21 protein-coding genes and 1 pseudogene are annotated in these 22,175 nt (G+C 40.9%); 17 read left to right on the forward strand and 5 right to left on the reverse strand.

Going from position 1 to position 22,175, the window contains the following annotated elements; all coding sequences use genetic code 11:
* A pseudogene (locus tag FTU22_RS06980) lies at positions 1-145 on the forward strand (IS5/IS1182 family transposase); the annotation flags it as partial.
* A gap of 132 nt (positions 146-277) precedes the next feature.
* On the opposite strand, the gene FTU22_RS16295 reads toward FTU22_RS06980, so the two are convergent.
* The 3 genes from FTU22_RS16295 to FTU22_RS06990 all read right to left on the reverse strand — a co-directional run bounded on the left by FTU22_RS16295 (position 278) and on the right by FTU22_RS06990 (position 5,991).
* Positions 278-406, reverse strand: coding sequence for a KGW motif small protein (locus tag FTU22_RS16295; protein WP_257223017.1), 129 nt, complete (start codon positions 404-406; stop codon positions 278-280).
* 326 nt (positions 407-732) lie between these two features.
* The gene (gene purL / locus FTU22_RS06985) at positions 733-4,569 is read right to left on the reverse strand and encodes a phosphoribosylformylglycinamidine synthase (RefSeq protein WP_180093664.1); all 3,837 of its coding nucleotides are present in this window, start codon (positions 4,567-4,569) and stop codon (positions 733-735) included.
* Between the two features lie 387 nt (positions 4,570-4,956).
* Positions 4,957-5,991 carry a M20/M25/M40 family metallo-hydrolase gene (locus FTU22_RS06990; RefSeq protein WP_373886208.1) on the reverse strand — a complete coding sequence of 345 codons (1,035 nt, stop codon included), beginning with the start codon at positions 5,989-5,991 and terminating at the stop codon, positions 4,957-4,959.
* 212 nt (positions 5,992-6,203) lie between these two features.
* Here FTU22_RS06990 and FTU22_RS06995 point away from each other — a divergent pair, with 212 nt between their 5' ends.
* From FTU22_RS06995 to pal, 11 genes are all read left to right on the forward strand, one after another.
* Complete coding sequence (locus FTU22_RS06995; RefSeq protein ID WP_180093667.1) at positions 6,204-7,544, forward strand: deoxyguanosinetriphosphate triphosphohydrolase; 1,341 nt, start codon at positions 6,204-6,206, stop codon at positions 7,542-7,544.
* Positions 7,545-7,673: 129 nt separating this feature from the next.
* The gene (gene ruvA / locus FTU22_RS07000; RefSeq protein WP_180093669.1) at positions 7,674-8,276 is read left to right on the forward strand and encodes a Holliday junction branch migration protein RuvA; all 603 of its coding nucleotides are present in this window, start codon (positions 7,674-7,676) and stop codon (positions 8,274-8,276) included.
* A gap of 219 nt (positions 8,277-8,495) precedes the next feature.
* Positions 8,496-9,503, forward strand: a complete 1,008-nt coding sequence (gene ruvB / locus FTU22_RS07005; RefSeq protein ID WP_180093671.1) for a Holliday junction branch migration DNA helicase RuvB — start codon at positions 8,496-8,498, stop codon at positions 9,501-9,503.
* A gap of 97 nt (positions 9,504-9,600) precedes the next feature.
* Positions 9,601-10,248, forward strand: coding sequence for a hypothetical protein (locus FTU22_RS07010; RefSeq protein ID WP_168378059.1), 648 nt, complete (start codon positions 9,601-9,603; stop codon positions 10,246-10,248).
* A gap of 24 nt (positions 10,249-10,272) precedes the next feature.
* The gene (locus FTU22_RS16300; protein WP_257223222.1) at positions 10,273-10,398 is read left to right on the forward strand and encodes a hypothetical protein; all 126 of its coding nucleotides are present in this window, start codon (positions 10,273-10,275) and stop codon (positions 10,396-10,398) included.
* Positions 10,399-10,464: 66 nt separating this feature from the next.
* Positions 10,465-10,872, forward strand: a complete 408-nt coding sequence (ybgC, locus tag FTU22_RS07015) for a tol-pal system-associated acyl-CoA thioesterase (protein ID WP_078190367.1) — start codon at positions 10,465-10,467, stop codon at positions 10,870-10,872.
* A gap of 27 nt (positions 10,873-10,899) precedes the next feature.
* Positions 10,900-11,598, forward strand: coding sequence for a protein TolQ (gene tolQ, locus FTU22_RS07020; RefSeq protein WP_180093673.1), 699 nt, complete (start codon positions 10,900-10,902; stop codon positions 11,596-11,598).
* Complete coding sequence (gene tolR, locus FTU22_RS07025; protein WP_078190369.1) at positions 11,598-12,047, forward strand: protein TolR; 450 nt, start codon at positions 11,598-11,600, stop codon at positions 12,045-12,047. The genes tolQ and tolR overlap by 1 nt, the downstream gene beginning before the upstream one ends.
* A gap of 3 nt (positions 12,048-12,050) precedes the next feature.
* Complete coding sequence (gene tolA / locus FTU22_RS07030) at positions 12,051-13,406, forward strand: cell envelope integrity protein TolA (RefSeq protein ID WP_180093675.1); 1,356 nt, start codon at positions 12,051-12,053, stop codon at positions 13,404-13,406.
* A 444-nt stretch (positions 13,407-13,850) separates the two neighbouring features.
* Positions 13,851-15,134: a Tol-Pal system beta propeller repeat protein TolB gene (tolB, locus tag FTU22_RS07035; RefSeq protein ID WP_180093857.1), complete on the forward strand. Its 1,284-nt coding sequence runs from the start codon at positions 13,851-13,853 to the stop codon at positions 15,132-15,134.
* Positions 15,135-15,202: 68 nt separating this feature from the next.
* Complete coding sequence (gene pal, locus FTU22_RS07040; protein ID WP_180034379.1) at positions 15,203-15,772, forward strand: peptidoglycan-associated lipoprotein Pal; 570 nt, start codon at positions 15,203-15,205, stop codon at positions 15,770-15,772.
* Positions 15,773-16,006: 234 nt separating this feature from the next.
* Here the strand turns inward: pal and FTU22_RS07045 are convergent, their stop codons facing one another.
* Complete coding sequence (locus FTU22_RS07045; protein ID WP_078190373.1) at positions 16,007-16,204, reverse strand: NF038105 family protein; 198 nt, start codon at positions 16,202-16,204, stop codon at positions 16,007-16,009.
* 184 nt (positions 16,205-16,388) lie between these two features.
* On the opposite strand from FTU22_RS07045, the gene FTU22_RS07050 reads away from it, so the two are divergent.
* The 5 genes from FTU22_RS07050 (at position 16,389) to FTU22_RS07070 (ending at position 19,678) form a co-directional block, all read left to right on the forward strand.
* Positions 16,389-17,363, forward strand: coding sequence for a class 1 fructose-bisphosphatase (locus FTU22_RS07050; RefSeq protein WP_078192041.1), 975 nt, complete (start codon positions 16,389-16,391; stop codon positions 17,361-17,363).
* A gap of 52 nt (positions 17,364-17,415) precedes the next feature.
* On the forward strand, positions 17,416-18,192 hold the full coding sequence (locus FTU22_RS07055; protein ID WP_180093677.1) for an RNA methyltransferase: 777 nt from the start codon (positions 17,416-17,418) through the stop codon (positions 18,190-18,192).
* 160 nt (positions 18,193-18,352) lie between these two features.
* Positions 18,353-18,967, forward strand: coding sequence for an RNA polymerase sigma factor (locus FTU22_RS07060; protein ID WP_111883945.1), 615 nt, complete (start codon positions 18,353-18,355; stop codon positions 18,965-18,967).
* Entirely contained in the window at positions 18,964-19,284 is a 321-nt protein-coding gene (locus tag FTU22_RS07065; RefSeq protein ID WP_078190377.1) for a hypothetical protein, read from the forward strand. Before FTU22_RS07060 ends, FTU22_RS07065 begins: the two co-directional genes overlap by 4 nt.
* Positions 19,274-19,678 (forward strand): DUF3106 domain-containing protein, encoded by a 405-nt coding sequence (locus FTU22_RS07070; protein WP_078192044.1) that lies wholly within the window; start codon positions 19,274-19,276, stop codon positions 19,676-19,678. Before FTU22_RS07065 ends, FTU22_RS07070 begins: the two co-directional genes overlap by 11 nt.
* An 82-nt stretch (positions 19,679-19,760) precedes the next feature.
* Here the strand turns inward: FTU22_RS07070 and FTU22_RS07075 are convergent, their stop codons facing one another.
* Positions 19,761-22,175: a CSLREA domain-containing protein gene (locus FTU22_RS07075; RefSeq protein ID WP_180093679.1), complete on the reverse strand. Its 2,415-nt coding sequence runs from the start codon at positions 22,173-22,175 to the stop codon at positions 19,761-19,763.

Below are 22,175 nucleotides of genomic sequence, written 5' to 3' on the forward strand. Positions count from 1 at the left end.
AAGAAGAATTGGGGTTGAGCATGTATTTGGTAGTTTAAAAACTTTCAAAATCCTTGCCGAGCGATATCGTAATCGAGGAAAAAGACTGGGCTTAAGATTCAATTTAATTGCGGGAATCTATAATTTAAAGCTGAGCAAAAAATGAATTATGAAAGAAGTCTATTATTCAAGATGAAATTCTTAAACAGGACTTAAAAGTAAAATATAAAGACTGGCTATCTCCCAGAGATGATGGTTTATAAAAAACCGCCTCACGGCGGTTTCTATATTTCAAATATTACATCTGCAACGCATAACCCAAAACTAAAAACACCAACTGCAAACACACCACTGCACCAAAAAGCTTCCAGCCCTTTTTACGCAGCGCAGATTTATCCACTGCCGAATATTCTGCTGTTTTAATCATGTCATCACCTCATCATGAGTGTTGATACTGAACTCGTTTAGTTATCCATCTTTCTTTTATCTTGCTGTCTTTTATCTTGCTTAGTTATTGTGCATAAATTACACACTAGCATGTTTCCACAAATATAAAAGCAAAATCTAAACCAAGTTCACTGGGAGAAATAAAAATTTAAAACCAACAAAAAACCACCCGCAGGTGGTTAAAAATCGAAAGCGATTATATGTGTAAAAACAAGCATTCACAATAATTAATATATCTTTTGGTAAATTTAACCATAAAAAAAGCCACCCGAAGGCGGCTCTTTTCTATGATTCATCTATCTAAGATTAACCAATAAATTTACGTGCATTACGGAACATACGTAACCAAGCACCGTCTTGATCCCAATCTTCTGGTTTCCAAGAATGCTGAATCGCGCGGAAGTTACGTTCAGGGTGCGGCATCATAATTGTTGCACGACCGTCTTTAGACGTTACACCTGAAATCGCTTCTGGTGAACCGTTCGGGTTCATTGGATAATGCTGCGTTGGGTTGCCTTGGCTATCAACATAACGCAAAATCACTTGGTCATTTGCATTTAAAGAAGCCAAGTTTTCTGCCGAAGTCACAACACGGCCTTCACCATGCGCAACTGCGATTGGAAGAATCGAACCTTCCATACCTTCTAACAATACAGAGTTAGATTTTTCAACGCGTACGTTTACAGCACGAGCTTCAAACATCTCTGAAGTATTGCGGTGGAAACGAGGCCAAGCTTCTGCACCTGGAATTAATGGTGCAAGCTGAGACAGCATTTGACAGCCGTTACAAATACCTAGGGAGAATGTTTCGTCACGGTTAAAGAATTTCTCAAATTGGTCCCGAAGTTTAGGATTGAACAATACAGATTTAGCCCAACCGCCGCCTGCGCCCAATACGTCACCGTAAGAGAAACCGCCACATGCCACTAAGCCTTCAAAGTCATCAAGACTGATACGGCCAGCAAGCAAGTCGCTCATGTGTACGTCTACAGTGTTGAAGCCGACTTTATCGAATGCAGCAGCCATTTCTACATGACCGTTTACACCTTGTTCACGCAGAATCACCATGTTTGGACGGCGTTCATTGATGTACGGTGCTTCGATAGGCTCGTTCAAATCAAATGTTGGTTTTGCAATTAAACCTGCATGTGATTTGTCAGCGATTAACGCATATTCTTGATCCGCAGTTTCTACGTTGTCACGTAAACGTTGGATTTGATAAGACACTTCAGTCCATGCTTGTTGCAAGTCTGCACGCTCAAATACAAGACCATTTACAGACAATTGATCTGTACTGTTCACTGTACCAACCACTGCAATCGCATCTTTTAAGCTAGATGCTGCAACTTCAGCTTCAAGTGTTGCCCAATCTGCTTTCGAAATTTGCAATACTGCACCAATTTCTTCTGCAAATAATGATTCAACAGATTGATCTTCAAGTGCTACACCTAGGCGTGAAGCGAACATCATTTCTGCAACAGTTGCCAATAGACCGCCATCACCGATGTCATGGTAAGCCTTGATTAGACCACGGTTGTTCCAATCTTGAACCAACGCAAAGAATGCTTTGAAGTCATCGAAGCTGTCTACGTCAGGTGTTACAGAACCAATTGCTTTATAAACCTGAGCAAGGATCGAACCGCCTAGACGGAACTGACCTTTAGAAAGATCGATACGTACAAGTACAGACTCGATATTTTTAAGTTCAGGTGTCAATGTTTTGCGAACATCCGTCACAGGTGCAAATGCTGTGATCACGCCTGACATTGGTGAAGTGACAGATTTATCGATGCCTTCGTCATTCCAAGTGGTACGCATAGACAATGAGTCTTTACCAACAGGAATTGCGATACCTAGTGCAGGACACATTTCCATACCGATGGCTTTAACGCCTTCGAATAGCGCTTGGTCTTCACCTTGTTGACCTGCAGCAGCCATCCAGTTTGCAGACAATTTAATGTCACTGATCTGGTCGATTTTTGCAGACATGATGTTTGAAATTGATTCTGCTACAGATAAACGTGCAGAAGCAGCAGGATTCAACAACGCAACTGGTGGACGCTCACCCATTGCCATCGCTTCACCTGTATAACCAACAAGGCTAGTCGTTGTTACTGCAGCATCCGCTACAGGCACTTGCCACTTACCGACGAACTGATCACGTGCAACCATACCTGTAATCGAACGGTCACCAATGGTGATGAGGAACGATTTAGATGCAACAGTTGGATTCTTAAGAACGCGGTAAATCGCATCTTTCAAATCTGTTACTGTTTCAGCAGTGAAGTCATCGCCTTTACGTTCAATAGTTTCGTATGAACGGCTCATGCGTGGTGTACCACCAAGCATCACTTGCATTGGCATATCCACAGCTTTGTTTTCAAACAATGGATCTTCAACGGTTAAATGGCGCGCTTCAGTCGCTTCACCCAATACCGCAAACGGACAACGCTCACGTGCACACAGTGATTCAAAGAGTTCTAAAGATGATGGACGGATCGCCAAAACATAACGTTCTTGCGCTTCATTCGACCAGATCTCCATCGGAGACATGCCTTTTTCAAGCGATGGAATTTTACGCAGATCAAGTACCGCCCCTAACTCGTGATCGTTCACAAGTTCAGGCATTGCATTTGAGATACCGCCCGCGCCTACGTCATGTACAGACACGATTGGGTTATGATCTTCCATGCGCCAGCACGCATCAATCACTTCTTGGCAACGGCGTTCCATTTCTGGGTTTTCACGCTGTACAGATGCGAAGTCTAGGTTTTCACCCAACTTACCGCTGTCTACAGAAGACGCTGCACCGCCACCTAAGCCGATGAGCATTGCAGGACCACCCAGTACGATGAGTAAATCGCCTGGTTGAATCGCATCTTTTTCTACATGATCAGGACGGATGTTACCGTAACCACCGGCAATCATAATTGGCTTATGGAAGCCTTTTACATCGCCATTGACATTTTGTTCAAATGTACGGAAGTAACCATTTAAAGCAGGACGACCAAATTCGTTGTTAAAGGCTGCACCGCCCAATGGGCCTTCAATCATAATTTGAAGTGGAGATGCCATACGAGATGGTTTGCCGTAGTTTTCTTCCCAAGGCTGTTCAAAGCCTGGAATATTCAAGTTAGATACGGTAAAACCTGTTAAACCTGCTTTTGGCTTACCACCACGACCTGTTGCGCCTTCGTCACGGATTTCACCGCCCGAACCTGTTGCTGCACCAGCAAATGGTGCAATCGCTGTCGGATGGTTATGGGTTTCCACTTTCATAAGAATGTGAGCAGCTTGGCTCTTATACTTATAAACATGGTGACCTGTTTCAGCATCTTGCTTTGGATAGAAGCGTTGTGTGTCAAAACCAACAATTACAGAAGCGTTGTCTTTATATGCCGACAATACATCTGTAGGTGACTCTTTATAGGTGTTTTTAATCATTTGGAACAATGACAATGGTTGAACTTCACCATCAATTGTCCATTCAGAACCGAAGATTTTGTGACGGCAATGCTCTGAGTTCGCTTGAGCAAACATCATCAATTCGATGTCATGCGGGTTGCGACCCATTTTTGTGAATGCATCGGTTAAATAATCGATTTCTTCATCAGAAAGCGCAAAACCAAATTCAGAGTTAGCTTTCACCAACGCTTCTTTACCTTGACCCAAAATATCAATTGAATTTAAAGGCTTTGGTTCAGTTTCAGAGAAAAGTGCCGCAGCATCTTCAATAGCATTGAAAACGCTTTCAGTCATGCGATCATGTAATGCTAGTTTTACTTCATCAGAAACAGCATTTACACCCTTCAAAGTAAACAAAACACCGCGTTCAAGGCGATGAACCGGTGTATTACAATTGGCAAAAATGTCTGTTGCCTTAGACGACCACGGAGAGATGGTTCCAACACGTGGCGTCACTAAAATTTGGACTTCGTCACTTGCTGCTTGGTGCAATTCAAAAGATTGACCATCGTTGAGAAGCTGTAAAGCGGATTGCTGTTGTTGCTCGTTGAGCGCTTGGTCAAAAAGGTAAACCCATTGACTTTCAATTGATTGAACAGAACTAATTGACGTTAAACGTGATAATAGTTGAGTTTTCTTAAATGAAGAATGTGCAGGTGCACCGGCAACGATAAACATGCTGATTTTGGCTCCACGGGATGATCGAAAAGACCATGCCACAATGTGACTTGAGAGAGCGCATATTCTACTGTGTATTAGTTAAATCAGCTAGATGTGAAAGTGAAATTGTAGTGCTTATATCGGCAACTTTAGGCAATAATGCTTTTATTTTTAAATAATAAAATTGAATTTAGTCGCACAGATTAACACAAAATTATCTGATTTTTTCATTTCATCCTAAGAATAATATTCAAACTATAAAAATGTTTTATTTTTCAACAACAACTCACTTTTTAATCAAGCGTTCAAACCATATTTGAAAATGAATTTCAGGTCTAAATTTGTGAGATTTAAACCTGAAATTCATAAAGACTAAAATCAATTCACATTTGAAATTGAAACATTTTATTTATTCAAATCTGACAATAGATGTTGAATAACATTAAGGGCTAAGTTCAGTGAGTTTACATCTACACCATCAATCGTATCGCAAGCCTTGTGGTAGCACGGTGCAAATTCGAGTTCATCACCTTTCATTTGCTCATTAAATAAAATTAGTGAAGTAACGGGAACTTTCCCTAAAAATGGCAAAGTATCGCTTGCTGTTAAAGTCGTTACATCATCTTTAATCTGCATATTATTGGTTTTAAAATATTGACGCATACTTTGTTCTAATGCAGCATCCTGCGGGTGCTTAGGTAATTGACTCATGCTGTCTAAAATTGGCTGATAATCACTTTGTGCAAGTCCATTGGCTTTAAACTGTGCCGCCATTTCTCCAATTGATGAATGGTCACCATCGGCAATCATGATATTCGGATTCTTTGTTCCCACCATATCAACATTGATATAGGCTTGAATGCCTTGAAGCTGTTTCTCACTGAGTGATTTCACAAAAGCTTGTGAACCTGCAATACCAACCTCTTCCGAATCCCAAAAGGCAAGATATAGTGTGTGTTTAGGTTTTACCTTTTGCTTCGCATAGTCTTGTAATAATGCTAACAATACTGCAACGCCTGAAGCATTATCATTAATCCCAGGCCCCATTTTCACCGAATCATAGTGTGCGCCGACTATCACAGCGGTATCTTTGTATTGTCCTTCAATCTCAATCACAATATTTTGCCCAACGGTCTTTTCTCGATTTTCAAATGGCAACATTTGCGCGTGCAAGCCTGCTTTCTTGGCTTGTTCAAGAATATATTGTGCAGAAGCCAATCCACCTGCTGTACCTACTGCACGATTGCCACCATTTTGTTCCGCAATTTCTTCAAATGTTTGTAAATGATGCATCATGCTATTTTCTGATGCAGCAACATTTTGGTTTGGCTGCACTTTCGTTATATTTTTTTCTGTGTTGAAACTTGTACAACCTGACAAAAAAAATGTCACGCCCAAACTTAGTGCAGTCAACGTAGGAAGAAATTGTTTTCTATACATTTAAATTATTCTCATTAAAAATTAAAAAATGGGATAAAAGGTAAAATTTGCCCATCTATACTAACAGCCCATTTTTAAATTTCTGTTTTGTTTTGCATTTCATTAAGGCAAATCACTCATACATCTTTTAAGACAAGTTGTGTCGTCCCACACTAGTGCTTTTCTGCTAAGTTTGGCATTATTCAATTCAAGTAATAATTGAATAATGATAAATGACTCAAATGCGTTGGCTTGAACTTCTTTCTACAGTTCGTATTGGTAGCAATAAACACAGTTCTGAACAGGCACGTAGCCCCTTCCACAAAGACTACGACCGCATTATTTTTTCGCAAAGCTTTCGACAATTAAACCGCAAGACCCAAGTCCATCCCCTCACCCAACACGATGGTATTCATACTCGCCTGACTCACTCTTTAGAAGTGTCTTGTATTGGACGTTCATTGGGGATGCTGGCGGCTGAAAAAATTAAAGATGAACTCCCGATGTGGATTTCACCTGCCGATGTCGGTGCAATTATTCAAGCTGCGTGCTTGGCACACGATATTGGTAATCCACCTTTTGGCCATGCAGGCGAATATGCCATTCGAGAATGGTTTGATGACGCATCGCATACCAACTTTTTACAGGACTTAAGCCCTGAAGAAGAAGCCGATGTGCGTCAGTTTGAAGGTAATGCACAAGGCTTACGTTTACTGACTAAAATTGACTATCACCCGAATGATGGTGGTATGCGTTTAACCTATGCAACTTTAGGTGCATATTTAAAATACCCGTGGCTTTCAAAAACCATTGCATCGCAAGGCAATAAACCTGCAAGCCAACGAGCAAAGTTTGGTTGTTATCAAGCAGAAAAAGAAATCTTGCAGCAAATTGCAGAACAATTGGGTTTAATTCAACTGGGCGAATATCACTACTGTCGTCATCCGTTGACCTATTTGCTTGAAGCCGCAGATGATATTTGTTATGCCCTGATTGATTTGGAAGATGGCATTATTCTCAATATGTTGAGTTATAATGAAGTTGAGCCAATTTTCCTTGACCTGATTGGTGATTATGGTATTCCTGCCGAACTTGCAATGACGGATACCACATGGCAGCAGAAAATTGCCGCTTTGCGTGGCCGTGTGATGAAGCGTTTGGTTGAAGAAGTAACTACAGCTTTTGCACGTCATCATAATGAAATTTTGTCTGGCCAACTTAAAGGCAGTTTATTGCAATATTGCAGTGAAGATATTGAAATCGGGATTAACCGTGCCAAAGAACTGGCTCGTGATAAAATCTTTGAACATCCGCATAAGGCAGGTTTGGAAATTATTGCACACCAAAGTTTGCAAAATATTTTGGATGCCTTTATTCCACTGACCACGCCCAATAAAACTTTGAGCTTTAAAGAGCAACGATTGATGTCTATCTTACATCGTTCAGGAGCACATTTTGGTATGTCGCATTATGACAATATTATGCAAGTACTCGATATCATCTCTAAGTTTTCAGACCATCAAGCCTATAATTTAGCGCAAGAGTTACAAGGGAATAAAGTTGGTTTCTTTTAAACCATTAAAAATATCGAAGGCTAGCAATTCACTATCCTTCACGCTAATCTCACAACAAACTTGAACATGTGGGGAATGCCCACAGTGAACTTAAATATAGTCTGAACTTAAATATAGTGAATAAATGACATGATCGGATGTTTAATTGGTGAAGTGCTGGCATTGGAAGCACCAACAGTATTACTCAATGTAAATGGTGTGGGCTACGAGATTGACACCCCACTTTCTACATTTTGCCAACTACAAAAAGGTCAAAAAATTACCCTATGGACACATCTGGCTGTTCGTGAAGATGCACAACTGCTGTATGGATTTAGCAATGCTCAAGAAAAACTGCTTTTTCGCACACTATTAAAAGTCAACGGCGTAGGCCCTAAAATGGCACTGGGCATTTTATCAACATTAAGTGTTGAAATGCTGATTCACACGGTTGAACATGAAGATGTAAACACTTTAGTCAAAGTTCCGGGTGTAGGCAAAAAGACCGCTGAACGCCTCATGATTGAGTTACGTGATCGCTTTAAAGCCATGGCTTCAGGGACTGCACCAAGCAATTCAACTGTTGAACAAATTCAATTTACAGGCAACTCTGCTGTGGCTGAAGCTGAAGCGGCATTGCAATCATTAGGTTACAAACCAATTGAAGCACAAAAATTAGTGAATGCTGCCAAAGGTGACTTTACTGAAGCCAGCGATATTATCCGTGCAGCACTTAAGTCGATGAATAAATAATTCAAATAGACATACCAATACACCTAAATTGGATACACGAAGGCGACATGGATGTCGCCATGTTGGATTGGGATATAAGGATATATCCTCAATCCAACACAAGATTTTTGTTACTTTTGATCTTTCAAAAGTAAAGCAATGCCTACACAATGGCACCTAAACACAAATCACAACTTGAGGCTGTGCCTCGAAAGTTCAGCCAGAGATTGATTTAATTATATGCAAGACCGTCTTATCAGTGGTTCAGAAAAACCCGAAGACCACTTCGACCGTGCCATTCGCCCAACTTCCCTTGATGACTACATCGGGCAGCCTGTCGTCCGTGAACAAATGGAAATCTTTATTGGTGCTGCACGTGGCCGTGAAGAAGCGCTGGATCACACCTTAATTTTTGGCCCTCCGGGTTTAGGTAAAACCACACTAGCCAATATTATTGCCCGTGAAATGGGTGGCAACTTAAAATCGACATCAGGCCCCGTCCTTGAGCGTGCAGGCGATTTGGCTGCAATGCTGACCAACCTTGAAGAAGGTGATGTTTTATTTATTGATGAGATCCATCGTCTTTCACCTGTCATCGAGGAAATTCTCTATCCAGCGATGGAGGATTACCAACTGGATATCATGATTGGTGAAGGCCCTGCTGCCCGTTCGATCAAACTGGATTTACCACCTTTTACCCTTGTGGCAGCGACGACTCGTGCAGGCCTACTGACCTCTCCTTTACGTGACCGTTTCGGTATCGTACAACGTTTAGAGTTTTATTCTGTCAAAGACTTAACGCATATTGTGACTCGTTCAGCCAACTTAATGGATGTACCGATTACTGAAGATGGCGCACTGGAAGTTGCACGTCGTGCACGTGGTACGCCACGTATTGCCAACCGTTTATTACGCCGTGTTCGAGATTATGCCCAAGTCAAAGGTACAGGCGAAGTGACCCAAGAAATGGCGCAACGTGCTTTAGATATGTTGAATGTGGATAAAGATGGTTTAGACACTTTAGACCGTCGTTATCTTTCAATGTTATTAGAACGTTTTGACGGCGGCCCTGCAGGTGTTGAAGCTTTGGCTGCAGCTATGGCAGAAGACTCAGGGACGCTAGAAGATGTGATCGAGCCTTACCTCATTCAGCAAGGTTATGTCATGCGTACTGCACGTGGACGTATTGCCACCAATATGGCTTATTTACAGTTTGGGATGACACCACCAGAGCCGAAAGATAAATAGACGATTATTCACTGAACGACTTCAGGGAGTTAAATTCTCCCTGAATGTTTATTTAAATTTTTAAATAAATTCAATCCACTACAAACAGCAAACTAAAATGATAAATCTTGAGAATAGAATAATTAACAAAATTAATAGCGAATACATTCAAAACCTTCCATTAGACAGTGCCATTGAAAACATTCCCAGAGAACAACCCATCAGTTCATTTAGCCCTAAACAAATGAGTGATTTTGAAAGCTTATTCCACACCGAATACAATTATTTTATCACTGTCGAATGTGAAAACATTCTTAGCAAAGAAACCATAGAAGTAAGTGAAGATAATATCTTAACTATTAAACAATCGCCTTCTGCATATCGTATAAAAAACCTGAGCTTCAACTATACTTCTGCCCTCATTTTTATTGGGACGTACTATCACGACGACGTACAAGCTTTGGTCAAGGAAAACTTTAAGCCAGCAAAAATTAATACATTTTATTTCAGCCTCTCATTCTTTGCTTTAGTCATACTCGTTTATGTGTTTTTCTGGATAGATCTAGCTAATAAACTTTTACTTATGTTAGTTATTGGCCTTGGCTTTTGCTGCTTAACGTATATGTATGAATCTTTAAAGGCATTACTCCCAAAGCAACAGAAAAAGAAAATGGAAGAAACTCACTTTCATATTGCGGGATATTTAGCAGCTCATCTACAGGATTTTGTCGATGCAAAATTTAAATTAGATGAACAAACAAATTAAAAGTAGTCTCTTTTTTAACCAATAATGACAACTACGAAAGTTAAAGATTTACGTGAGTTGAAACCTTGTGCCATTGGACTGATGACTCACGGTGCTAAACTGCCCGTCATTGAAGCACTTGACGAATCATTGAATTATCGCCATTTTTAAATGCTCTAATTCTATGCTGAAGTGCAGAACAATATTTTTCAGATTTTATAAAGACGGAACACTCTCATGGCGAATAAATTCGAATTCAACATTCGTGTATATATTGAAGATACAGATGCAGGTGGCATTGTTTACCACGCAAATCATATTCGCTTTATGGAACGTACCCGCACAGAATGGCTGCGCGCTTCAGGTGTAGACCATTATTGGCATCAAAAAGATTACAACTTTGTCGTTCATAAAATTAATGTGAAATATTCACGTCCTATATTAATGGATGACCTGATTACTGTTACAGCAAGTGTAGTTTCGTGTAAGGCTACGTCATTTGTGTTGCAACAAAATATTTATCGTGGTGATATTATGCTGGCATCAGGTGAGGTAGAATTGGCATGTATCAGTGCAGAGATGAAACCCCGTCGCCTTCCTGATGAAATACGTGAACTGATTCTGAAAGAATTGGAACAAGATTAAAAAAATTATTTGGCACATGTAGTAACTATGGCAACTCAACTAGAATCAACACTCAAAGTTTCAGACCTCATCTTACAAGCAAGTCCTGTCGTACAACTGGTAATGCTCCTGCTGCTCTTAGCTTCGTTATTCAGTTGGTATCTGATTGCCAAGTTACACATGACTTATAAAAAAGCGCAGGCCGATGATGAACATTTCCAAAAAATCTTTTGGTCTGGCGCCGAACTCAACACTTTATACAACAATGCTCAGCTCAACTCGAAACGTGTTGGCCTTGAAGATGTCTTCTATCAAGGTTTAGGCGAGTTTTTCAAACTTAAAAAACGTAATGCCAGCGCAGAACAATCCATTGAAGGTACAGAACGTATTCTTCGCGTAGGTTTAAGCCGTGACCAAGGACATTTAGAAAATGGTTTAGGCGCGCTTGCGAGTATTGGATCGGTTGCACCCTATGTTGGTTTATTCGGTACCGTTTGGGGCATTATGAACGCTTTTATTGGTTTGGCAGATGTTGACCAAGTCACCCTTGCTACGGTTGCTCCGGGTATTGCAGAAGCATTGATTGCAACGGCCATTGGTCTTTTTGCGGCAATTCCTGCTGTACTTGCATTTAACCATTTCACAGCCAGAGGTGAAGCCATTTATAACGATCGTGCGCTTTTTGCCGAAGAAATGGTTGCGTTATTACAACGCCAGTCTGTAGGTTCAACTCAGGACAATGACTAATGGCTATTCAACGTTCTGGACGCTTTGAGCGCATCAAAAAACCATTAAAAAGTGACATGAACGTCGTACCTTATATTGATGTCATGTTAGTTCTTTTGGTGATTTTCATGGTCACGGCACCTATGATCACCACAGGTGTCAAAGTCGATTTACCACAGGCAAATGGCACGCCTATGCAAGCGGAAGATCGCCCTGCGATTGTTACACTTGAGGCGGATGGAACGATCAAACTCGAAGATAAAAATCATCAGAATGATGTACTCACACTTGATGAACTAAAATCTGTTTTAACTGCTTCACAAAATGAAGCGAACGAACAGAAAAAGCAAATGAGTGTCCTGATTAACGGCAGTGAATCTCGTCCTTATGGTGAAGTCATGAAACTCATGTCTGCCCTTCAAGATGCAGGTTTAACACAAGTAGGTTTACTGACTGAGCCATTAAAATAATTTATGAAAGATTTCAACAAGCCGCCTTTTAAACAAAAAGCCGTTGCGATTGGTTTCACACTAGGTGTTCATATCGTCGCTGTGGTTGGCTTACTTTATCTTGGCATGAGTAAACCACCTGAGCCCCCTAAAAAAATAACCACTGTTTTGGTAAAACCGGAAGATTTGAAACCTGTAACTCGTGAAGTCACAGAGTTTGATGAAACCGCGCATGAAAATGTAGCTGAACAAATCACGCAAACAGCAGAACCTAGCGTTGAACCAGCACCCGAGATTCCAACGGCTGCACCACCTAAACCAGCAGAACCACCTAAGGCAGATCCACAGGTTGCTGCTCAACAGGCACTCGCTGCGGCAAAAGCACAGCAGCTTGCTGAACAAAAAGCTGCGGACAATGCAAAGCGTGCTCAAGAACAAGCTAAAGCGGCTGAAGCAGCAAAACGTAAAGCAGATGCTACGACGAAAGCCAATGCTGAAGCAGCAAAACGTAAAGCAGATGCTGATGCCAAAGCCAAGGCTGAAAAAATCCGTGCCGATGCTTTAAGAAAAGCAGAAGCTGACAAAGCCAAAGCTGCAGCAACGGCAAAAGCCAATGCAGATGCAAAAGCCAAGGCCAATGCGGATGCTGCAAAACGTAAAGCAGATGCAGACGCGAAAGCTAAAGCCAAAGCGGAAGCTTCAAAACGTAAAGCAGATGCTGATGCGAAAGCCAAGGCCAATGCAGAAGCTGCAAAACGTAAAGCAGATGCTGATGCAAAAGCTAAGGCCAATGCAGAAGCTGCAAAACGTAAAGCAGACGCCGATGCAAAAGCTAAAGTCAATGCGGAAGCTGCAAAACGTAAAGCAAATGCTGATGCCAAAGCTAAGGCCAATGCGGAAGCTGCAAAACGTAAAGCAGATGCTGATGCGAAAGCCAAGGCCAATGCAGAAGCTGCAAAACGTAAAGCAGATGCCGATGCAAAAGCCAAGGCAGATGCAAAGGCTAAAGCCGATGCCGAAGCACGCGAACGTGCAGCCGAAGAAGCCAAAGCTTCATCAGCTAAAAAAGCAGCTGAAGAAGCCGCACAGAAAAAGGCTGAAGCGAAGAAGATTGCATCTACTGCAAAGAAAGATTTTGAAAATAAAATCCGTCGTGCATGGGACACACCTTCTGACTCTGCGGGTAAATCGGCAACTGCTCGGGTGACATTATCAGAAAGTGGTTCAGTCCGATCAGTTATTGTGAACTCTAGTGACCCTGATATGAAAGCCAGTATTGAAGCCGCGGTTCGTGCTGCAGCACCGTACCCAATGCCAAGCGACCCTGATGCTAGACGTGAAGCACAAAGCTTTACCTCTACATTTAGATCTTCAAATTAAGTTTGATAAATCCCTGCATTGATTGCGGGGATTTTTTTATATTTCTTCTGAATATGGCAAACTTTGGAAAATTTATTGATTAGATGGGTTCATTCACTGATTTTTTGAATGAAACAAATTCTATTTGGTCGACACTTTTCATAAAATGACATATATATAAGTTTTACTAGCTCAGCCTAATTAAGAGCTACTTATTTCTTCTAAACATTTGATTCAAAAATTAAATTTCAACTATATAGAATTATCATTTCCAATTCAAAATGTGATGTTGTCTGCACCAATTTTAAGATAAACTTCAGTGAACTCGAATAAAATCTCTGCATTTTTCACAGTGTTATAACAGTTCAGTCATATTTTCATGCTTTTAATAATCCAAAATCATGCCATTATGTGACACAACCTAATACAGACAATAACTCACATTTTTAGAGTAGTTAGCGAATGATGGAAATGACGCGTAAACATCTTCTTTGCTTAGCAATTATGACCGCTTTGAGTCCAGTTTTAATCACTCAAACACATGCACAGCTTCATCTTGAAATCACCAAGGCGCCTGAAGAGGCACCTAAAATTGCGATCGTGCCTTTTAGTAATGACTCAAATATTTATCCTGTGGTTGAAAATGACTTGAACCGCTCAGGTAAATTTACCAGTGCCTCTAAAAACTTACCTGCAACTGCAACAATAAATTCACCTAATGCAGAAGCATGGAAAGCTGCGGGCGTACCCTATGTTGTGACAGGTACATCAAAAACAACTGCAGATGGCTCTTATGAAATTCACTACCAACTGTATGATGTTGAAAAAAAACAATACCTGTTAAATGAACTACTCACTGTACCTGCTTCACGTTACCGTCAAGCAGCGCATATGATCAGTGATGCGATCTATCAAGCTTTAACTGGCATTCCTGGTGACTTCAGCGGCCGTATCGCTTATGTTCTGCGTAATGCAGCAACTCCAGATCAACGCTATACCTTACAAATTGCCGACACAGATGGGGAGCAGCCACGCACCATTTTGACTTCACGTGATCCAATCCTTTCCCCTGCTTGGACACCTGATGCTAAAAAGCTAGCTTATGTTTCTTTTGAAACCAAACGCCCTGCAATTTACATTCAAGACTTAGCAACTGGTAGCCGTGAAAAAGTTGCAAGTTTCCGTGGTTTAAATGGTGCTCCAAGCTTCTCGCCCGATGGTAAAAGCATGTTGTTCACTGCATCTATGCATGGCAACCCTGAAATTTACCAAATGGATTTACAAAGTCGTCAGCTAAAACGGATGACCAATGATACTGCCATCGACACAGAAGCGCGTTATGCCCCTGACGGTAAATCATTTATTTTTACCTCTGACCGTGGTGGCTCTCCACAAATTTATACCTACAACTTAAGTACTGAAAGCGTAAAACGTTTGACTTTCCGTGGCGCTTTCAATGCACGTGGTACGTTAAGTGCTGATGGTAAAAAATTAGCTTTGGTGCATCGTCCTAGCGGTAGTAACTATAAAGTTGCGGTTCAAGACATTGGTTCTGGTGTAACCAATATTTTAACACCAACAAGTTTAGATGAATCCCCAAGCTTCTCTCCAAATGGTCAAATGGTGGTGTATGCAACACGTGAAGCAAACCGTGGTTTGCTCTCGATCATGTCTTTAGATGGTCGTTTCCGCATGAACTTACCAAGTGAACAAGGTGAAGTTCGTGAACCAGCTTGGGCACCGAAATAAACACTGCATGATTTATTCAACAATAACTTTTTAATGAAACATCATAAATAACCGTCATGGAGATCAATATGAAAGCGATGAAACTGATTGCATTACCTGTTTTAGCTACAGCATTAGTAATGACTGGTTGTGCCAGCCGTAAACCTGCAGCAGACGTACAAGCAGGACAAAACCCAAATAGCTCAACCACTGTAAACACTTCTGGTTTAAGTGAAGATGCAGCACTCAATGCACAAAACCTAGCCGGTGCATCATCGAAAGGTGTAACTGAAGCGAATAAAGCATTTTTAGCGAAGCGCGTAGTACACTTTGACTACGATAGTACCGAGCTTAGCAATGAAGATTTACAAACCCTTCAAGCTCATGCACAGTTCCTTGTTGCTAATGCAAACTCACGCGTGGCTTTAACAGGTCACACCGATGAACGTGGTACTCGTGAATACAACATGGCGCTTGGTGAGCGTCGTGCCAAAGCTGTTGAAAGCTTCCTGATTACAACAGGTGTAAGCCCTAACCAGCTTGAAGCAGTCAGCTATGGTAAAGAAATGCCAATCAATGCGGGTCATGATGAAAATGCATGGAAAGAAAACCGCCGTGTAGAAATTAACTACGAAGCTGTTCCTCCACTACTTAAATAAGACTTGAATAAGTCTGAGCTAAAAAAAGCACTCATTGATGAGTGCTTTTTTTATTTATATCGTTTCATTTGCATCGTTCTGTGCTTTTACTAATTTTAGCCCTTTAACTCAGGATAAATTCAGTTAGCAACTTTAGAACTTTAAGAAAATATCCAATGAAAATGCAAGTGAACGACTTTAAAAACGAGATCCTTAGCTTTACCAACTAGAAAATTAGCTTAACAATCCAAATCATTACGCTTCTGCTTCTGGATGTTCAGCATTTTCTTTTTCTGTTTGCATCGACTCAATGAGGTCATGTTTATTGAACTTTTTATACTCTGCTTTTGCTTCGTAACTGCTCCATGCAGCTTTAACAGTATCCGCAGAAATATCGTCTAAATTCAATCCCTCAGTTGCAGTCGGAGTCGCATCAAATTTTTGTGTGGTCATTGTTGTGCTCCCTGTCTTTCGATTTATACATTAGGTTCAACATAGCATGTTATTCAGGACTTGCAAGGGTAAAATCACGACAAATAGTCTAGTTTAATTTTTCTTTTCCTTCGTTCTCATCTAAAATGTTGCACAATCACATTTTTATCATTTTTGATAAATTAATATTTGGAGTTTTCCGGTTATGTCAAATCTCACCCTTTCCCAATTTCTACAACAACAAAGTGGTAATCTTACTCCTGCATTAGCACAAGTTATTGAAACAATTGGTAATACATGCAAAGACATTGACCTTCTATTACAAAAAGGTGCTTTGGCTGGTGTATTGGGTAGCGCGCAACACGAAAACGTTCAAGGTGAAGAACAAAAGAAACTTGATGTCATTTCAAATGATTACCTCATCGATGCATTGAAAGTTCATCCACATGTCGGTGGTTTGGCTTCTGAAGAATTAGATGAATTCACTCCAGCTCAAGAAAATGGCGATTATCTTGTCTTGTTTGACCCATTAGATGGTTCAAGCAACATCGATATCAATATGTGTGTAGGCACAATTTTCTCAATTCTTCCTGCAAAAAATGCGGTAACGCAAGCTGAAGATTTCATGCAAGCGGGTGTTAACCAAGCGGCTGCAGGTTATGTACTGTATGGCCCATCAACAATGATGGCTCTAACTGTCGGTGCTGGCGTAGTCTTCTTTACTTTTGATCCAGAAAGCAAAGAATTCTTATTAACTAAAGATGCGATTGCGGTTGCAGCAGACACTAAAGAATATGCAATTAATGCATCGAACCAACGTCACTGGGAAGAACCTGTAAAACGTTATATCGACGAACTTCTTGCAGGTAAAACTGGCCCGCGTGAAAAAGACTTCAATATGCGTTGGGTCGCATGTATGGTGGGTGATATTCATCGTATTCTTTGCCGTAGCGGTATCTTCATGTATCCATACGACTTCAAAGATCCGAAAAAAGCAGGCCGTCTACGTTTAATGTACGAAGCAAACCCAATGAGTATGTTGATGGAACAAGCTGGCGGTGCTTCCACAACAGGCCGTGTCCGCATTCTAGACATCCAACCAACAGAACTTCATCAACGTGTACCTGTGATTATTGGTTCTAAAAACGAAGTTGACCTAGTTACTTCATACCATAATTAATTTCTTATAACGAGAGTCAGAATTTTTGCTGGCTTTCGTGGATATCTCCCTCATGGCTCTGATTTATCTCGAATCAAAAGACAACCCGAAAATTAAGCACCTCCGTGGCTTAATCGAACAAAATGCCTACCGTAAAAAACAAGGTCAAACTGTTTTGGAAGGCACACACTTGGTGTTGTCATGGTTAGACTCAAAACGTCCAATCAAATCAATTTTCACCACTGAACAAGCGATTAACCATGCCGATTTCGACCGCATTGCGGAACAATATCAAGGTGCGGTGTTCATTCTAAGTGAATCTTTATACAAAGATATCAGTACACTTGGAACATCGATTGCTTGCTTAGCGATTGTGGATTTACCAAGTTCAAGTGAAGCGCTTCACTTCAGTGAAGACACCTTAATTTTAGACAATATTCAAGACCCCGGTAATGTAGGCACCCTACTCCGTTCTGCTGCCGCGGCGGGTATTGAGCAAGTTGTTTGTACCAAAGGCTCTGCATCGCTCTGGTCACCGCGTGTATTACGCGCAGGTATGGGCGCACATTTTTCATTAAATACCTTTGAAAATATTGCCCTTGAAGATATTTTGACGAAATTCAAAATTCCAGTGTATGCAACAAGCTCACATCAGTCTGAAAACCTATATAGCAAAAATTTACGCAAACAATGTGTGTGGATTTTAGGCAATGAAGGTCAAGGTGTTTCTGAGTATGCATTACAACATGCCGAAGCCGTTGCGATTCCTCAACCGGGTGGTCAAGAATCACTAAACGTAGCCATTGCTGGCTCGATCTGTTTTTTTGAAATGGTACGTCAGCGTCAGTAAAATCGTTATTTTATTGTATTTAGCGCTTAAGCCTGAAAAAAATAGACTACACTAGAAAAAATAATAATTCTTTTTGTCAACCTAACCGTTATTTCCATCGTTATTTGTATATGAATATGGAAATAATGGTGGGTATCCGATGACAGGATTTTCCATCTCTATGGATTTAGCACCCAAAAAGTCCGAGACGCAAGACAGCAGTGTTTTAAAAAGCACGGCTGAGTCTCGCCTGAAAAACTTCATGAATGAAGTGACGGGGCGTGCTTTAGTAATGATGGAAAGTGCAACGCACGGTCAACATGGCATTGCCATGGACTTGGTGCAAGAAGCCTTTATTTCCTTACATAAAGCTTATGCTGAAAAGTCCACAGAGGAATGGTATCCCCTGTTTTACACCATTTTAAATAACAAGCTGCAAGACTGGCGTCGAAAAGAAGCACGTCGTTCGCAGCCGTTTTCCTTATTTAGAAAAGTCAGCCTAGATGACGACGATGTCGAGATACAGGATGTGGTAGATGAATCTACACCAAACCCTTTCGACTTTCTGGATCAGGCTGTCACTGCAGAGGAAATACAAGATGCTATCGCAGAACTTCCAGTCCGCCAGCAACAAGCATTTATGTTGCGAGCTTGGGAAGGCTTTGATACGCATACAACTGCAGAAATTATGAATTGTTCCGAAGGCAGTGTGAAAACACATTACCACCGTGCCATTCAGGGTTTACGTACCGCTTTGGCACATTTGAATCCACATATGGGAGGATCATCCGAATGAAACAAGATGATTTCTTAAAGCAAGTAACTTCCAAACTTGATGGACTCGCACAGCACCATAAAGACAAAGCAACTGTCATGAATAACGTGCTTGAAGATATTCATCAGCGCGAAACTTCACGTTATGGTTTCTGGAAAATGTCTGGCTTTGCACTTGCAGCAGCAATTGCAGGTTTTGTCATTTTACCGAATGCGACTGTACTGGATGACAAACCACAAAATCAGGTGATTTCAACCCCTAAGCTCTCCCCTCAAATGGTGGAAGATCTTGAAATGTTGATGGTTCTGGGTGAGGACAAAGTTCCACATGGCAGCTAAAAAATTAGCAATTGCATTCTGTGCTTTTAGTTTTTTGCAAACCAGTTTTGCTGGCTTTGATCGCTTTTGGATATTTTCAAAAGATGCAGATACTCAAGTCAATGAAACTTGGGATTCGCTATCTGAAGCAGAACAACAGGCTTTAATTAAAAAGTATCAGGCTCTCAAAGAGATTCCTGCAGATCAACGTGTCAGCTTGCAACAGCGCATGGATTGGTTCACCCAACTTCCAGATAGTGAAAAGCAGCGTATGCGCGAAACATGGCAAAAAATGAGTACTTTAGAACGTAAAGAACTCGCGACACGTATGCAAAAAGCTAGTCCTGATGAAAGACCTGCTATTCGCGATGAATATATCAACAAATATTTACAGCCTATCGCTGTCGCTCACTAATCTAAAACAGCAGCATGTTGCGAAAAATCAAATCCATTAGTTAAGCCATAAAAAAGCCTCTTATCGAGGCTTTTTTATTGTATTACTTGCTCAACCGACGCTGACGATACACACCTAAACCAATCAATGCCAACAGTCCAAATACTCCCATTGAGCCACCGCCGCTAGAAGAGGAGTTGGTGTTTTTCGCGGTATTCTTAAGAGTCAGAATTGCATTGCTTGATGCAATGCCATCACTATCGACAACGCTATATTCAACAGGATAGTCAAACTGACTAAAGCCATTTTTTACTGAGAAGGTAATCTTGCCACCGTAGCAGGTTTCCTTTAAATAACTTGCTGGGCAACTGCCACTATACTCAGCTTCAAAGTTTAAACCTGCTGGGATTTTCGTAAAGCGAATGGGAATAATTTGGCCTTCTTCATTTTTATGCCATACCGATTTACCTGCTGGCATAGATGCAACTGGACCATCACCATCATCATTGGCATTTTCTAATAAATTATTGACGGTAACAGACAAATTATTTGACGGACTAATCGTATATTGCGCAGCTTTGGCCACTGGGGTCATATTTTTAAATGCCACACGTACTACACCAGAAGATTCCGCCTGACTCCCTGTCTTTTGTTTTAGCGTATATTTACAAAAACCGTATTCGGTAGGCGCTGTTGTTGCCCCACTGGTGCGATATATAACGATTTGTTTTATTCCAGCATCCCAATCACAGTGTAGGTCATGTGGTGGATTACCCACAATACTTGCTTCGCCTATACTAGACACCGTAATTTCACTGCCAATGCCGATTGGTGAAGTCGTTACAGTGTAGTTGTCAGCATTTAAGGCGATTTGTCGTGTTTCAGCACTTCCATTCACAGACTCTTCTTGAGGTAATGATGCTGGGAATGGATCAAAATAAACCGCACGATATTTAAGGTTATTTTTTAATGCACTTAATACCGCTTCGTACTTTGTTAAATCATCCTGATTGGCAACTTTGTATTCTGCATAATCTGGATCGTCGATATCCTTTTTCAAGGCATCAATTGTATTTTGATACTTATCTTGCAGAGCTGTTAAAGACTCATTAGTAATATCTGCCATATCTGCTGCGGTTAAATTCATTAACTCAACCGAACCAATATCACATGTGTTTCTTTGCGTAGGTGATAACTGTAAAGTACCATCTGTGATCCGCAAAATGCCCCGTTGATCCGCATCACTACAGCCGTCTAAGCCCAGATTGATCAAGTCAAAACCACTGCTGATTGCTTTCGGGTAATACAAAGGTAAATACAAATTATAAGCAGATTTTGTTTGTAGGGCGCTTAATAAAGTCCCCATAGCATAACTACTTACATCATGGTTTTGCAGAAAGCTTTCCGTACTATTCAGCACACTTTCTGGTAAATCACACTGTGCGGCTGCCAGTTCAAATGCATTATTACTTGCCACAAATTTTTGACCATTATCAGGTACTGCATTATTCAGATAACGACAAGATTTTCCACCAGTATTGTAGGCCAATACATTGAAATACCAAGCCTTTGTACCATTGTTATCATAATAATAGGTACTAGCCGCATTGTTCTCGACTATTGTATTACTGGTTAAAACGAAGCTAGAAAAAGCACTTAAACGTTCTGTTCCCTGAGAAATGGCACGGATAATACTACCCGTACTTGGATTTGCTTGGTTTTTTGCAATCGTATTTGCTGTCAGTTCAACCTTGGCATTTCCACAGAAGTCCATCACACTATTGCTCGTCGATGAACCATTTTGAATAATACTGCTTTGCTGGAACACAATTTCAGGCTGGGTATCCCCCAAGTTCCCGATACAATCCATAGCGACAACACTACCTTTAGGTGCGATGTTGCCCTGAACTAAACTGCTCACCAATAATGTTTTTTTCGACATATTATGCGCAACGGAGTAGATTGCACCGCCAGCAACTTTGGCTTGAGAGTTTTCAATTGCACCATTATTTAATGTAAATGCTCCCCCTAAATACAAGGCACCACCACGGTCTTCTGCCATCCCGCCAGTAAGGCGTACATTATTGACGATAAAGTTGGCTTCTGAGCGTGAAGTATTAAAAATACGCGATTTGCCTTGGGCATTAATCGTCGTTCTAATATCCTCATAGGCAGGAAATTTCTGCGTCAGTAAATTTTTTGAATCATAGTTAAAGCGACTTTTCCCCTCAATCACGATCTGATTGAGCGGAACTAACTCACCTTTAGTCAGAAGATATTCACCTGCTTCAAGTTGAATATAATCGGTCTGCCCATTATTTGGATTACCGACATTACATCCACCAAAAGATTTGTTTTTACGTGCAGTTTCAATCGCTTCACGTAAAGAACATTGATTGAGATTTTCACCATTTTCATCCTCAAAGGTCGTAACTTTGATGATATTACTTGTCGCTGCCATAGATGACATAGCCGCCAGGACCATGACCGCCAGCAATCCTTTTTTATAATTTTTCAT

The sequence above is a fragment of the Acinetobacter sp. YH12076 genome (assembly GCF_013419525.1).
Taxonomy (GTDB): Bacteria; Pseudomonadota; Gammaproteobacteria; order Pseudomonadales; family Moraxellaceae; genus Acinetobacter; species Acinetobacter amyesii.

Coding starts and splice junctions, on each gene's coding strand:
- FTU22_RS16295 (WP_257223017.1), bottom strand. CDS start 406: ATGATTAAAACAGCAGAATATTCGGCAGTGGATAAATCTGCGCTGCGT.
- purL (WP_180093664.1), bottom strand. CDS start 4,569: ATGTTTATCGTTGCCGGTGCACCTGCACATTCTTCATTTAAGAAAACT.
- FTU22_RS06990 (WP_373886208.1), bottom strand. CDS start 5,991: ATGTATAGAAAACAATTTCTTCCTACGTTGACTGCACTAAGTTTGGGC.
- FTU22_RS06995 (WP_180093667.1), top strand. CDS start 6,204: ATGACTCAAATGCGTTGGCTTGAACTTCTTTCTACAGTTCGTATTGGT.
- ruvA (WP_180093669.1), top strand. CDS start 7,674: ATGATCGGATGTTTAATTGGTGAAGTGCTGGCATTGGAAGCACCAACA.
- ruvB (WP_180093671.1), top strand. CDS start 8,496: ATGCAAGACCGTCTTATCAGTGGTTCAGAAAAACCCGAAGACCACTTC.
- FTU22_RS07010 (WP_168378059.1), top strand. CDS start 9,601: ATGATAAATCTTGAGAATAGAATAATTAACAAAATTAATAGCGAATAC.
- FTU22_RS16300 (WP_257223222.1), top strand. CDS start 10,273: ATGACAACTACGAAAGTTAAAGATTTACGTGAGTTGAAACCTTGTGCC.
- ybgC (WP_078190367.1), top strand. CDS start 10,465: ATGGCGAATAAATTCGAATTCAACATTCGTGTATATATTGAAGATACA.
- tolQ (WP_180093673.1), top strand. CDS start 10,900: ATGGCAACTCAACTAGAATCAACACTCAAAGTTTCAGACCTCATCTTA.
- tolR (WP_078190369.1), top strand. CDS start 11,598: ATGGCTATTCAACGTTCTGGACGCTTTGAGCGCATCAAAAAACCATTA.
- tolA (WP_180093675.1), top strand. CDS start 12,051: ATGAAAGATTTCAACAAGCCGCCTTTTAAACAAAAAGCCGTTGCGATT.
- tolB (WP_180093857.1), top strand. CDS start 13,851: ATGGAAATGACGCGTAAACATCTTCTTTGCTTAGCAATTATGACCGCT.
- pal (WP_180034379.1), top strand. CDS start 15,203: ATGAAAGCGATGAAACTGATTGCATTACCTGTTTTAGCTACAGCATTA.
- FTU22_RS07045 (WP_078190373.1), bottom strand. CDS start 16,204: ATGACCACACAAAAATTTGATGCGACTCCGACTGCAACTGAGGGATTG.
- FTU22_RS07050 (WP_078192041.1), top strand. CDS start 16,389: ATGTCAAATCTCACCCTTTCCCAATTTCTACAACAACAAAGTGGTAAT.
- FTU22_RS07055 (WP_180093677.1), top strand. CDS start 17,416: ATGGCTCTGATTTATCTCGAATCAAAAGACAACCCGAAAATTAAGCAC.
- FTU22_RS07060 (WP_111883945.1), top strand. CDS start 18,353: ATGGATTTAGCACCCAAAAAGTCCGAGACGCAAGACAGCAGTGTTTTA.
- FTU22_RS07065 (WP_078190377.1), top strand. CDS start 18,964: ATGAAACAAGATGATTTCTTAAAGCAAGTAACTTCCAAACTTGATGGA.
- FTU22_RS07070 (WP_078192044.1), top strand. CDS start 19,274: ATGGCAGCTAAAAAATTAGCAATTGCATTCTGTGCTTTTAGTTTTTTG.
- FTU22_RS07075 (WP_180093679.1), bottom strand. CDS start 22,175: ATGAAAAATTATAAAAAAGGATTGCTGGCGGTCATGGTCCTGGCGGCT.